Genomic DNA, 13,672 nt, shown 5'->3' with positions numbered 1-13,672 from the left:
AAAAGCTTGTAGCAAACCAGAGGGGTTTATCTGCAAGCTGGAAAACCTGGCGGTATGCCGGGTTTTTTCTTATGTCTTTCTACGGTGCATAACAACCAATTTCCGTGAAATACTAAGGAAAACTTGAAAGGATTGGGCGCATTGAACAAGCTGACAAGGGTAGTAGCAATTTTTTGCATCATGGTAGTTATGTTTCCTGTATTCGCTCAGGCTGAAGGAAAAAAACACGAAAAAGAGCAGAAAAAAAGTAATATTCCGAGCCATGTACTCAATGTATCGAAGGAAAATACGTATCCGAATTCTTCAAAAGATGAAGCCATTCTTGAGCCAAGTAAGCTGGCAAAGGAACTAATGGAAGCTTCAGAAGTGAAAATAGAAAACCCTGATTTAATCAAGCTGTTAAATGAAACAACATTAAAGCCGTCTCCGCTGGCAATTGGGTACCGCGGCATGGTTTATATGGGACATTGGCCGCTGAATTATAAGTCAGCGGAAACGACGCCGAATTGGGAATATCAAAAAATAAATACCAATCAATTAAATAATATCGGCGGCGACGCCCAAAAAACAATGAATTATAGCCAGGAAGAGGAAAAGCACATAAAAGGTGCATTGACAGCGAAAATTACGAACGCTGACCAAGTGAAAAGAATGATGCTGTACCACGCAAAAGAAAATACCGAGCTGCCGCTCTCCTTCCATACAGTGATCGGCAAAGGAACCAAGACAAGCAACTCATACGGAGTCGCCAGCGAAAAAATTGGGTTCCTGGATGCCTATGCTCCGGCAGTCAATGAGAAGGGGCAAGTCACATTCGGAGAAGTATATTTAGAATTAAAAGGCTCGAAAAAACGGATTGTCGTAAAAAATGTAACAAAGCAAGGAATCGGTGCATGGATTCCTGTCCAGGATCATGTATCGTTTTCCTTCCAGATGAAATAGGTAAATAAAATCAAGGCTGCCGAGGCTTTCTCGACAGCCTTGATTTTATTTAAAACGAAGCCTGGAGGGAGTTTTCTTCTAATGAAAAGAAAAAAACTTGCAGAAGGTGTTTTTTCCTACAAGTTTATTGGAGTATTATCCCTGATTTTTGTTTTGCGGCAGATTACGGTAGGTTACCTGCTGTTCAGCCATCAGGATATTATTGTTATACATCGCTTCCGCCAGAATTCGTCGTGTTTCTTTTGCAGCCGTGAAGTAGAGCAGGTCATTACACAGACCAGTGACCGTATATTGATAACCGCGATACTGATCATTTAACGAGGACATCCCGTAAAGCTGAAATGGTTCGACAGGGTTCCCTGCCAAATCCTTTTTAAGATAAGCTTCTAACTCGTTGTTTAAACGGTCAACTGTGTCTTCCAGGATAGCGAAAATCTTTTTCGGGTCTTCATAAAAACTGACACTCACGTTCTCGATAACCCGCATTTCCTCTATATTGTAATTTTCTATCGTATTGATTTGGCCGTTGCTGATGGTTGCCAGTTTACCTGACCACTGGCGTACCTTTAAAAACCGGAGGCCGACGTCTTCGACAATCCCTTCAAAGCTATTGTTAACTTTAATCCAGTCTCCTTTTCCAAGCTGCTTCTCATATAATAAAAAGACGCCTGCCAGCAGATCCTTTACAAGACTCTGGGCTCCAAAACCGACAATGATTCCGATCACACCAGCCCCTGCCAGAATACTTCCAACATTAATATCGAACAAGCCTAAGACGTACACTATAAAACCAAAGGTGGCAATGTATTTAATAATCGAATTAAGCATGGATTCAATCGTTCGTTCTTTCTTTTCCTCAATAAAATCGGTTCGTTTAAAGAAAGAGTGAATCATCTTTCTTAAAATAAATACTAGCAGCAGTGTTACAATAGCACCTATTATAATTTTGCTGAAACTGTTATCGATAATCGGGTTTTTTGAAAAACCGTCAATTACGTTCCAAATATCATTTATTGTCATATAAATACCTCCGACTTAATATTCCCTCGTATTATAGCATTTTTCCATCCATCGAGGCTAAATGAAGAAAGAATGGACAGCTAGGTCGTTTTCAGTTAGCATAGAAGATGCATTTTTTACAGAAGATAGAGGAAAAGCAAAACGGTCAGTTATGTTTTGCCCAATTAAAGGAGTATTAGCAAATGGCAGATCAAGAAAAGGTTGAACAACTGAAGATACATTTAGCTGGTTTTATGACCAGGCTTGAAAATATGAAGCCTGAGGAGACATCTGTAGAAGATATCGACCAATTATTGAGTATCCTGGACAAAATGGAAAATAACTTAAAGTAACTGTTACCAAAAACCGGTAATATAAAATACCGGTTGATTTTTTTGTAACAATCCTTTACTATGGTAAAATGGTAGAGTGATAAAGTCCGATTTAACAATCTTGGAAGGAGATATATTTATTATGTGGGTTGTAATTTTCTCGGTATTAGTCATGACCGTGCTTAGTTTATTGCGCGTGAATGTAATTATAGCCATCATTGCTGCAGCACTGACAGCCGGATTGTTAGCAGGTCTGTCGCCTGTAGAAGCAGTCGAAATGCTTGTCGCAGGCATGGGCGGACAGTCCAGTACAGCGCTGAGTTATGTATTGTTAGGTGCTTTTGCCGTGGCAATAAGCTACACAGGGATCACGAACTTATTAGTTAATTATCTTATTAAAATGTTGACAGGCAAAAAGACGATTATGCTGCTGGCGATTGCTGGTATTGCATCGTTATCGCAAAATGTCGTTCCAGTCCATATCGCATTTATTCCTATCTTGATCCCGCCTTTATTGAAGTTGTTTGACCAGATGAAAGTAGACCGCCGCGGGGTTGCGGCTGCCTTAACGTTCGGGCTGAAGGCTCCTTATATTATGATTCCCGCCGGTTATGGAATATTATTTCACCAGACAATTGTCAATGGGATGGTTAACAACGGGGCAGACCTGACAATGAACGAGGCTGCATTAGCGATGTTAATTCCCGGCTCCGGAATGATAATCGGTTTATTGGTTGCTGTTTTCATTACGTATCGAAAAGGCAAGGAACCAATTCCGGCGGGAGAGGAGTTTACTATTGCTTCACAGGAAAGCGGGAATATATCCTTTAACAAGCAGCACGCCCTTACACTGGCGGCAATTATTGCTGCATTAGTTGCGCAGATATATACAGATAATTTGATCATCGGTGCACTTACAGGCCTTGTTCTAATGTTTCTTTTCTTTGTTGTTCCGTTTAATAAAGGGGATAACGTTATTAGTGAAGGAGTCGCTATGATGGGAACCATCGCCTTTGTCATGCTCGTTGCTTCGGGCTTTGGCCACATTCTGCAGGAAACAGGATCTGTTACAGGTTTAGTGGAGGTCTCCTCTGCGCTGTTAGGCGATAATCAAGCTGTTGTAGCGTTTGTACTGCTTCTTGTTGGCCTGGTAGTGACCATGGGGATTGGATCATCCTTTGGAACAGTTCCTATCCTTGCAGCGTTGTATGTGCCAATTTGTGTTGCTGCCGGTTTTTCTCCGATGGCTACGGCCGCTTTGATCGGTACAGCGGGTGCCTTGGGTGACGCAGGTTCTCCTGCTTCTGATAGTACGCTTGGGCCTACGGCAGGCCTTAATGCAGATGGTAAACACAATCACATTTGGGATACTTGTGTTCCTACCTTTATCCATTACAATATACCTTTATTTATTTTCGGGTGGATTGCTGCAGTAATCTTATAAGAAACGTGCTAACAAAAGACGGCTGTCTTGGAGTGCCAAGAACAGCCGTCTTTTTTTTGTTATGTTTTCCTGGAAGAATGAAAGAAGGAAAATATTGAGGCACAACAGCCCGCATAAAATGAATTCCTGAAGAAAAAATAAAGCAAAAAGAATCTGGGTGATTAAATGAAAAAGTATTATTTAACAATGCTCGCTTTATTATGTTTTATGATGTTACACCCCAGTGAAAACCAGGCTGATGCCTATGGCTGGGGATATAAAAAGAATAATGATGGACAGCCGCCGGAAGTAGGGAAATACGGACAAATACTGGAGGAAAACGGCGGGTATTACCTCGACCAATCGGGGGACAAGGTTGTTTACTTAACGTTCGACAATGGTTATGAACAAGGCTACACAGGAAAAATATTGGATGTGCTTAAGAAAAGAGATGTACCGGCAGCGTTCTTTGTTACCGGCCATTATGTGGAAAGCAGTCCGGAACTAGTAAAACGAATGGCTGAGGAAGGGCATATTGTCGGCAATCATTCTTACTACCACCCTGATTTCACCACTTTATCTAAACAAAAATTAAAAAAGGAATTAGACAAACTGGAATCAGCAGTTGCTGAAATTACCGATCAAAAATCAATGCAGTATGTCAGGCCCCCGAAAGGAACTTTTAATGAACAGACAATACAGTGGGCAAATGAGTTAGGCTATTTCCATATGTTTTGGTCCTTGGCATTTGTTGATTGGCATACGAACAATCAAAAAGGATGGCAGTCAGCTTATCAGCAAGTAATTAATCAAATTCATCCTGGGGCCGTCATCTTATTGCATACCGTTTCAGAAGATAATGCCGAAGCTTTGGAATACTTAATAGACGATTTGCGAAAGCAAGGATACACGTTTAAAAGTCTGGATGATTTAGTGATGAAGGACATGCTTCCCGCCCCTTTATTAGGATTGTAAAAGCAAGGAGGTTGGGGCAAAAGGATAGCGGCCAAAGCAAAAATCGGACGATGATTCGAAATCCTTAACATTCGAACTCGTTCGATTTTTCTTTTGGACTGCTTCATATAACCTGCGGACATAGTGACAACTCTATTTTTCCTTCTAACAAGGTTGGGTCCCAGCAGAGTGCTTCGCTTTCTGTGGGCACGGCTTCTTCCGGGGATAAAGGTTAGTACGGCGCTACGGAAATACACTACGCTTTCCGCGGGCGGCTGGTGAGCCTCCTCGAGCTAGCGCTCTGCGGGGTCTCACCGAGGCCTTTCCTCCCGCAGGAGTCTCCGTGGATTTCCTCTGCTGAATGTTTGCTTACTGTTTTCAGCAGTACACAAATGCTTATGATTCAAATCGCGGTCGTCATGGCAGGTAGTAAGAACAGCCGTATCAGCGCAGGCAGAATACGTAGGAACCGCACGAGCCTGAAGAAAGCTTTATGATAAATGGGGAAATATTCCGTAAACCATTAACAGCAACACGTAATTTTCTTATATACTATAAGAAATACATAGTCAGGGCGGGTGAACGGAATGTTGCATCATGTGGAAGTATATGTCTCCAATCTAGAAGCAAGTCGCAAGTTCTGGGGGTGGTTTTTAGAGGAACTCGGTTATACCCCGTATCATGAGTGGGAAAACGGATCCAGCTGGAAATACGAAGCTGCCTATTTGGTGTTCGTCCAGGCAGAAGAACGTTTTATGGATGTTGCTTATCACCGCTGCCGAGTTGGATTAAATCATCTTGCTTTCCATGCCGAATCAAGGGAACAAGTTGATCAAATAACCAGGAAGCTGAAGGAAAGTAAAATTCCTGTTCTTTATGCGGATAAGCATCCTTTTGCCGGAGGAGAAGATCATTACGCGGTATATTTTGAAGATCCGGACCGGATAAAGGTCGAGCTGGTTGCGCCTGAAAGGACAACATAAAGGAGTGATACTATGTGGAAGGAAACAGTTAAATTAGATACTATTTATGATTTTGATTATTCGTTACGGCGGTTAAAGATGGATCCCTTAATCAATGTTGATTTAGAGCACCGGCAAGTTGCTGTTCCTGTCGAGTTTGAAGAGGAGGGCGAAAAGCATAAAGTGCTTGTCACGGCAAAAGGGAGTACTTCGCAGCCTGTTTTTGAGATAGCAGGAGACAGCATAGAAAAGAAGGATGTATTGATTAAACAGGTAATTGATTTATTTCAGTGGAATGTTGATTTTACAGCAATTAATCAGCATTTTATCGGGACTAATTTAGAGCAGCTTTTTTATGCGCATCCTGGTACACCGGTTGTTAAAGACTTTGGGTTGTATTTCTCACTAATGAAGGGCATCATCCACCAGCAGCTAAACATGAAATTCGCTTATACGTTGACCTCACGGTTTGTGCAGGCTTACGGTACATACGAAAATGGTGTCTGGTATTATCCGTATCCCGCGACGGTTGCCGGTCTGTCCTACCAAGATTTGCGGGAACTGCAATTCAGCCAGCGCAAAGCGGAGTATGTGATAGACACCTCTGCAATGATTGCCAGCGGGCAATTGAACTTAGCAGAACTAGCTGAGCAAACAGACAAACAAATCATAGATACTTTAGTGAAGATCAGGGGTATTGGCCCTTGGACAGCAGAGAACTGGCTGTTATTCGGATTAGGAAGAAGGGACCTGTTGCCCAAGGCTGATATTGGAATCCAAAATGCCTTGAAGTTTTATTTTAACATGGACCGAAAGCCGACGATTCCGGAAATCACTAATATGAGCGAAGGCTGGCAGCCTTATCAAAGTTATGCTTCATTGACATTATGGCGTAGCATTGAATGATAACTGACGAACCATGCTATCGCTGCATTTGCAGATAAAGCTGCTGATAAGCTTCTGCTTCATCTTTATTTCCAATGCTTAAATATACTTTTGATAATAATTGGACTGGCTTAGGGTCTTCCGGCTTTAACTCCATCTCCCATTTAAAGCAATCAATCGATTTCTCGGGCTGATGAAAATAAAGGTATAATTCACCCAGTGCACCCTGCTGCTCAGGGTCTTCTTGCAAAAGCTGCATTTTATTTAGTTTTTGCTCAATTGGAAGATGAATGCCATGCTGGTGGAATGGCTTCAGCCAATCCTTGATCTTTTCCAGTTCATAGTCTTGGAAAAATGCTGATATACAACGGATGACTATCCGTTCCAGTGTCTGGCTATCTGTGGGAAAAAGGGCGATCAAACGGTCATTTAAACGGTCAAAAAGGGAAGGGAATACTGGCAGATCAACTTTGCAAAAGCATTCAGCTATCCGCTGCTGCTGATGGGGGAGCGGTGTTAGATTCCGGGTGATTAGTAAATCGACAACGGCTTCATACTGGTCTTCTTCTAGAAGTCCGTCCATTAACTCTGTGCAAAAGGCGTCCGGCACTGCCGGATGATAGGCAAGCTGTTTATATAATTGCAACCTTTCCTCTTCGGTGAAATGTTTTTTCATCAGGCTTATCAATGCTGCCTGATGAGCTTCTGACGAAGAATCGCCAAGGATGGCCAATCTAACGGCAATTTCATCGAGCCAGCGATCTTGCTCCGCAAGATATTCGATAAGTAGGTTATGGCAGGAAGGCTCCTCAAGTTTGTCAAAACAGACTTGTTCCATATGGACAGGATCGAGGTGGACAAGTTTTTCTAGATTAGCATATTTCAACTGATAATTTTGGAAATCGAGCTGGCTCAGCATATCGTGGGCAAATGGATCATTGGGATCATAGTCGGCATAAATATTGAGGACTTTATAGGCCATTAGCATTTGTCCATTGCGCCGGTATTGATAATATGTTTTTTTAAGCAGGCTGCTCAGTTGTTTGGTGGAAATAAAGGCATCGAACAGGGTGAGAATTAATGCAGTTTCGAGTGGAGAATATTTCAACGAGAGTTTTTTGTAAAGTTGATTAAAGCTTATTGTGCGAAAAGAAGGATGCGTTGTTAATACATGGAGTGTCAGTGGATGGTCACCGGAGAAGCTAAGCCCTTTGGCTATCGCCTTATGAAGAAAAGAGGTTAATTTTACCTGGCGAGCCCGAACTCCGTTGAACGCCTTGTCTTTATAGACAAATAAGTAGTAATAATGCTGTTCGTCATCTACAGCTTCAATAATTTTGCATGAACGGTAAATATACATCTGTTTGGGTATCAAGTCGAGAGTTTTCTTATTCACCATCAAAGTAACAGTTTTGGTTTGCATGCCAGTCCCTCCTTATTTGCTTATAGCATAACATAAAACAGCTGTCTAATTCTGCCTGAAATGTTGTCAGGTGTATTATTCTTTACAAAAAATCAAAATAAGGATAATAAAAGAGGTTGGGACAAAAGTATAGGGGCTAAAGCAAAAATCAAACGATAATTCGAAATCCTTAGGATTCGTACCCCTTCGTTTTTTCTTTTTGAATGTTTCATATACCCTGCGGACACAGTGACAACTCTATTTCTTCCTTCTATGCCTGCACTGATGGACTGTTCATCCCTTGCATGACGATCGCTGCGGAAATACACTACGCTTTCCGCGGGCGGCTGGTGAGCCTCCTCGAGCTTGCGCTCTGCGGGGTCTCACCGAGGCCTTTCCCCCAGCAGGAGTCTCCGTGGATTTCCACCGCTGAAAAGTCAGCGTACTGTTTTCAGCAGTACAAAAATGCTTATCCGATACTATTAAAGAATCGCCTACCGTTACATCGCCATTTACAACCATTGCGTCATTGGATCGATTGCTTAAAGATAGCCTTTTAAAATTTATATGCTGTTATCGTTCAGTTTTGGCAAGTGGATGTATGTTATGTCCCAACCTCCTCTTGCTGATACATTTTTCCAAATAACGACTATTTTCCTGACTGCAGGCGCCCGTCACCTAGTACTTTTTCAAAACCAGCTGCGGGCAAAGGTTTGGAAAATAAGTATCCTTGGATTTCGTCACAAAAAAACTCTGCTAACAATTCCAACTGTTCTTGTTCTTCGACCCCTTCAGCAACCACTGTCATTCCGAGAGCTTTGCCCATATGACAAATCGAAGAGACGATCGCATTATCTTTTTGCCGGTTATTTCCTAAATTCCGGATAAACGATTGATCGATTTTTAAGATATCTGCCTGAAACTCTTTTAAATAGGTTAACGAAGCATATCCAGTTCCAAAATCATCAATGGCAATCTTGATGCCCAACTTTCCTAGCTTTTCTAACGTTTTGATGACTACCTTTTCATTTTTTAGCAAAGTGCTTTCAGTAATCTCCAAAACAATCAATTCAGCTGGAATTTGAAACGTATCAAGATTTTTCTCGATTAATTCAACTAATCCTTTTTTCATAAATCGCATGGGGGAAATATTAATGGAAATTGGATAGAGAGCAAACCCTTTATCCCGCCATTCCCCCAGCTGCCGGCAAACTGTTTGGATTACCCAGTCCCCAATTTCATTGATTAAATGATTCTCCTCTGCAAACGGAATAAACTCACCAGGGGAAACCCGGCCGAACTTTGGGTGGTTCCACCGTATCAGTGCTTCGCCTCCGAGCAACTTACCAGTGGTGCCGACCTTTGGCTGGTAATGTAATTCGAATTCTTCCCTTGCGATTGCTGCCCGCATTTCTTCTTCAAGAAAATGAGAAGTAAAGGAAGAAAAGCCGTTGGAAGAGGAATAACTATGATAGCTGTAGTCGTTTGACTTCTTGACGTGAAATAAAGCCCGATGTGCGTTATGGAGCAGTTGTTCTTTATCTGAACCATTATCAGGGTAAAAGCTGATGCCGATGCTCGCTTTAATATGCAGCTCATAGCCTTCAATGTCCATTGTAGACTCGATTAATTGGATGATATGCTCGGCAAAACGGAAAACATCTTTCTTACTGGTATACTTATCCAGAAGCAGAACAAACTCATTGCCTTCCATACAAACGGCTAATCCGTTATCGGGCGCTGCAGTCTGCAATTTCCCGGCGACTACCTGCAATACTTTATCACCGAACTTGTGCCCGAGAGAGTCGTTGATTACTTTGAACTTATCCAGGTCCAAATAAAGCAAAGCAAACGGATCGTTGTCTTCTTTTATTAATTTGTTCAAACGTTTGTCCAATACGTTCCGGTTTGGCAAGTTTGTCAGAGGGTGATGGTTTACCATGTAGGATAACCTTTCCTCCATCGCTTTCTCCTCGCTTATATCTGTCACCATACCGAAGAGATAGCTGATTGTTCCGTCAGCATTTTTATTAGGAATCGTTTGGTCATGCACCCATTTGATTTGCCCATCACTGGTTATAATCCGATATTGATGGGAGAGAGGCTGCCCTTCTGAGAGGAGCTTTTGTTTTGCAGCTACCACTTGTTTATCCTCTGGATGGACGCTCTTTTCCCACAAGGAATAATTCTCCAAAAATTGATCCCTTTGGTAACCAAACAATTTGTTACAGCCTTTTGAGATATAATTAATCTTTCTATCCTGTAGAGATTTCATCCAAATTACTGAGTTGAGTTGGTCGAATATGTACTTAGACTGTTGTTGCTCTTCTTTCAGCTGCTGTTTGACCGATAACAGATTACTGACATCCTGGACAACACCGATCATTCTTACCGATCGTTGTTTGTTTATAATGGTTTCCCCAACGACACGCAAATAGATAACCTGGCTTTGGACAACCAAACGGAAATCTGCTCGAAATACCGCTTTTTCTTTAAGGGCTGCTAAGAAAGTGCGGATGACATGGCGACGGTCTTCCCGATGAATAAGTGTGGTTACCGCTGCTGCCGGTAACGTTTTTCCAACTTGGTTTGTTTTAAGGAGCTTGTGGAAAGCGTCTGAAAGGATTATTTCCTGACTGTTTTGTTTGTATTCCCATCCTTCTATGTGGTCCAGCAACTCTACCAGCATCGAACCGCTTGGCTTGTCATCGTTTGTTCCTAGTGCGGTCAGTGTATCCGTTTTCATTACCATAGAGACACCTTTAATATACTATTTCTGTTCAAGGGAGCGCTGCTGTTCATTTTCAAGTCAATTGCCATTCCATCACCCCTATTTTTAATTGGAAAAATTCAAGTTAGGTAAATTTCTACTATTATAATATAGAAAATGAAATTTAGAAATGGAATTTGTAGAAAAATGTCATATTTTCGTTGTTTCGCCCAATAAAAAAAGAACAGTCCCCTTGGTCGAATTAGGAGCTGTTCTTCTATATATTTTAATCCTCAATCATTGCCAAATATCGTTTGGTTTCTCCGTCATATTCTGCGATCAAGATTCCGGTTTGGTCAGTAGCATATATTTTGGTTCCTTCCGGCAGTTTGGTTGCCATTCTATCAGCAAAATCCACGCCTTCTTGATAGACCGATTCAATCGTTCCTAACAATTCCTGTTTGGATAACTCGCTATTTTCAATAGAATCAACGTTTGTTTGATAAATCCGTTTATTCCATTGAAAAATATCGACGTTTTCATTCTTGCTCAAAATTTGTTCTACATTTGGATAAGCCTGATTATGGAGGCCATCGCTATTCGGCGGGTCTTCTTCAGACTTGGTCGTAGCACAGGCAGTCAAAACGAAAGACAATAGCAAAAGGGAAAGAAGTCGGATTTTCAATAGTATCACTCACCATTCATCTCATTTTAAATCAAGTTTTGGGGCAAGTGCTTAGCAGGGGGGGAGGCAGCTCTTTACCTGGTTATCACTTGATTTTCTAATTTAATTCACGGATTTTCCTATTCGCAAACGTGAATTTTTCAAAAAATATTTTTTTGTGTGTATTGTCCCAGGTCTGCATCCTTCACTATCTGCCAAATAGCCCTTCAGCAGATTAGTAGAGCGATCTGATTGCCCTTGTATCGTTCTTTATAGATGTCATAAGTTTTCTTGCTTTTCATATAGATTAGTAATTGGTATAATGACTAGAAATTAGCACCAGATACTAAAAAAGATAAGGGATGATAGCATGGATAAAAAAGAATTAATCGCTCCTGAACGTTACAACATTGCGATGGAAATCGAAAAGTTTGCCAATGGCCCTGAAAGGAACGCACTGATTTGGGAAAACAGTGAAGGAAGCCAGAAGAAAACGACTTATCAGGAATTGCTATCAAACGTCAATAAAATTGGAAATGTCCTTTTGGAAAACGGTTTGAAAAAGGGTGATAAAGTATTAGTGATGATGCCTCGCCTTATCGAATCCTATCAGATATACATAGCAGCTTTGAAAACCGGCATCATTATTATTCCGAGTTCAGAAATGCTGCGGACGAAGGACTTGCAATACCGGGTAACACATGGCGAGGTCTCCGGCATTATCAGCTACTACCCGTACGTTGATCAATTTAAAGAGATTAACGAGTTTGATGAACTAGTTAAATTCTCTGTCGGCGGCGAGGTGGACGGCTGGAGAAGTATGGATCTTCTTAAAAGCGAAGCCAGCGATCAATTGGAAATGACACCTACTACAAGAGATGACGTTGCGTTTCTTCCTTATACATCGGGAACTACCGGCAATCCCAAAGGTGTCGTCCACACGCATGGGTGGGGCTATGCTCATTTAAAGACTGCTTCAGAAAACTGGTTGGCGATTAAAGATGGCGATGTTGTCTGGGCAACAGCAGCCCCAGGCTGGCAAAAGTGGGTATGGAGTCCGTTATTGTCAGTATTAGGTTCCGGTGCAACCGGACTTGTTTACGACGGAAAGTTCGAAGCAAAAACCTACTTATCTTTACTGGAAAAGCATCAAGTAAATGTGCTTTGCTGTACTCCGACAGAATATCGCTTGATGGCTAAATTGGATAACCTTGACAGATATTCGCTAAGCAATCTCCATAGTGCCGTATCAGCAGGAGAGCCGCTCAACCGTGAAGTGATTGATACGTTCGAAAAATACTTTGATATCACTGTCAGAGATGGTTATGGCCAAACCGAAAACACCTTGCTGCTTGGATTCCTGAAAGGAATGGAAGTCAAAGCTGGTTCGATGGGAAAACCTACACCAGGGAATGATGTACAATTAATCGATGAGGATTGCCAGCCTGTTGCCGTTGGAAAAGTAGGAGATATTGCTATCCCGTTAGATACGCCGGCATTGTTTAAAGAGTATTATAAAGATCCGGAAAGAACAAAGAAATCACTGCGTGGAAATTTCTATGTAACTGGGGACCAGGCTTCTATCGATGAAGACGGTTATTTCTGGTTTGAAGGAAGAAGCGATGATATCATTGTCAGCTCTGGTTATACTATAGGGCCGTTCGAAGTAGAAGATGCACTGATTAAGCATAAAGCAGTAAAAGAGTGTGCTGTGGTAGCGAGCCCGGACCCAGTCAGGGGCAATGTCGTAAAGGCATTTGTCGTTCTCCAGCCTCAATATGATAAATCCGATGATAGCTTAGTTAAACAATTACAGGATCATACCAAAAAATGGACAGCACCGTACAAATATCCTAGAAAAATAGAATTCATAGAAGAACTGCCGAAAACTTCTTCAGGCAAAATCCGCAGAATTGAATTAAGGCAAAAAGAAAAAAACAATCAATAATTGTTAGGAAGGACAATTCTGCTGGGCAAAGATTGTTCTTCCTTGTTTTACAAGGCCGAGGATTCTAACCAGCTATCATTCTCTCGTTTATTGAAAAGTTTTCTATTGATAGAGTATGTGATATGCTATAGAAAAGTAGAAAGCTAATAGGAGGAGAATAGTGAAATTTTTAAAAGAGCTAGGTTGGATCCTTTTAGTAACTTCTATATTAATATTAATCCCATTAAAAGTTTTTGGGCCGCTTCAGATAGATGAAGAAAATCCTGCTACTGAAGCAGATAAAAATGGATGGGCAGATTCTTCTAGTAATAATTAATTTTTGCATCCGAAAGCATTCATATATAATCAGCGGACAGCTGTTAAAACCATTCCCGGCGGAATGGTTTTTTTATCGTGAAAATCCAATCAACCCCCGTTCGTAATATATGTAAACTCGTTAAATGGCTGCTCC

General features: G+C 41.5%; 12 protein-coding genes. 8 read left to right on the top strand and 4 right to left on the bottom strand.

The genetic code is table 11. The features are described 5' to 3' along the window. Positions 1 to 141: 141 nt before the first annotated feature. The gene (locus BLR93_RS13270) at positions 142 to 942 is read left to right on the top strand and encodes a YfkD famly protein (RefSeq protein ID WP_425440949.1); all 801 of its coding nucleotides are present in this window, start codon (positions 142 to 144) and stop codon (positions 940 to 942) included. A 135-nt stretch (positions 943 to 1,077) separates the two neighbouring features. Here BLR93_RS13270 and BLR93_RS13265 read toward each other — a convergent pair whose 3' ends face one another. Next, positions 1,078 to 1,962, bottom strand: coding sequence for a mechanosensitive ion channel family protein (locus BLR93_RS13265; RefSeq protein ID WP_093215469.1), 885 nt, complete (start codon positions 1,960 to 1,962; stop codon positions 1,078 to 1,080). A gap of 182 nt (positions 1,963 to 2,144) precedes the next feature. Between BLR93_RS13265 and BLR93_RS18110 the strand changes: the two genes are divergently transcribed. The 5 genes from BLR93_RS18110 to BLR93_RS13245 all read left to right on the top strand — a co-directional run bounded on the left by BLR93_RS18110 (position 2,145) and on the right by BLR93_RS13245 (position 6,518). Beyond that, on the top strand, positions 2,145 to 2,294 hold the full coding sequence (locus BLR93_RS18110; protein ID WP_175559366.1) for an SE1561 family protein: 150 nt from the start codon (positions 2,145 to 2,147) through the stop codon (positions 2,292 to 2,294). Between the two features lie 118 nt (positions 2,295 to 2,412). Then, positions 2,413 to 3,717: a Na+/H+ antiporter family protein gene (locus tag BLR93_RS13260; protein ID WP_093215834.1), complete on the top strand. Its 1,305-nt coding sequence runs from the start codon at positions 2,413 to 2,415 to the stop codon at positions 3,715 to 3,717. 165 nt (positions 3,718 to 3,882) lie between these two features. Then, a complete protein-coding gene (gene pdaA, locus BLR93_RS13255) occupies positions 3,883 to 4,671 on the top strand; it encodes a delta-lactam-biosynthetic de-N-acetylase (RefSeq protein WP_093215466.1) in 789 nt (262 codons plus the stop codon). 566 nt (positions 4,672 to 5,237) lie between these two features. Continuing rightward, positions 5,238 to 5,633, top strand: coding sequence for a VOC family protein (locus BLR93_RS13250; RefSeq protein ID WP_093215464.1), 396 nt, complete (start codon positions 5,238 to 5,240; stop codon positions 5,631 to 5,633). Positions 5,634 to 5,645: 12 nt separating this feature from the next. Next, positions 5,646 to 6,518 carry a DNA-3-methyladenine glycosylase family protein gene (locus BLR93_RS13245; RefSeq protein ID WP_093215461.1) on the top strand — a complete coding sequence of 291 codons (873 nt, stop codon included), beginning with the start codon at positions 5,646 to 5,648 and terminating at the stop codon, positions 6,516 to 6,518. A 16-nt stretch (positions 6,519 to 6,534) separates the two neighbouring features. Here BLR93_RS13245 and BLR93_RS13240 read toward each other — a convergent pair whose 3' ends face one another. From BLR93_RS13240 to BLR93_RS13225, 3 genes are all read right to left on the bottom strand, one after another. Then, on the bottom strand, positions 6,535 to 7,920 hold the full coding sequence (locus tag BLR93_RS13240) for a C2 domain-containing protein (protein WP_093215458.1): 1,386 nt from the start codon (positions 7,918 to 7,920) through the stop codon (positions 6,535 to 6,537). Positions 7,921 to 8,548: 628 nt separating this feature from the next. Continuing rightward, positions 8,549 to 10,645: a putative bifunctional diguanylate cyclase/phosphodiesterase gene (locus tag BLR93_RS13230; protein ID WP_175559365.1), complete on the bottom strand. Its 2,097-nt coding sequence runs from the start codon at positions 10,643 to 10,645 to the stop codon at positions 8,549 to 8,551. 250 nt (positions 10,646 to 10,895) lie between these two features. Further along, on the bottom strand, positions 10,896 to 11,294 hold the full coding sequence (locus BLR93_RS13225) for a hypothetical protein (protein WP_093215449.1): 399 nt from the start codon (positions 11,292 to 11,294) through the stop codon (positions 10,896 to 10,898). A 349-nt stretch (positions 11,295 to 11,643) separates the two neighbouring features. On the opposite strand from BLR93_RS13225, the gene mbcS reads away from it, so the two are divergent. Together mbcS and BLR93_RS18105 are read left to right on the top strand one after the other, a co-directional pair. Further along, a complete protein-coding gene (gene mbcS / locus BLR93_RS13220) occupies positions 11,644 to 13,221 on the top strand; it encodes an acyl-CoA synthetase MbcS (protein ID WP_093215446.1) in 1,578 nt (525 codons plus the stop codon). Positions 13,222 to 13,381: 160 nt separating this feature from the next. Next, positions 13,382 to 13,537, top strand: coding sequence for a hypothetical protein (locus BLR93_RS18105; protein WP_175559364.1), 156 nt, complete (start codon positions 13,382 to 13,384; stop codon positions 13,535 to 13,537). The last annotated feature ends 135 nt before the right edge of the window (positions 13,538 to 13,672 follow it).

It is taken from the genome of Sediminibacillus albus, from assembly GCF_900101125.1.
GTDB classification, from domain to species: domain Bacteria; phylum Bacillota; class Bacilli; order Bacillales; family Amphibacillaceae; genus Sediminibacillus; species Sediminibacillus albus.
The sequence above is the reverse complement of the archived record's forward strand: the minus strand, read 5'-3'. Positions and strand labels throughout refer to the sequence as shown.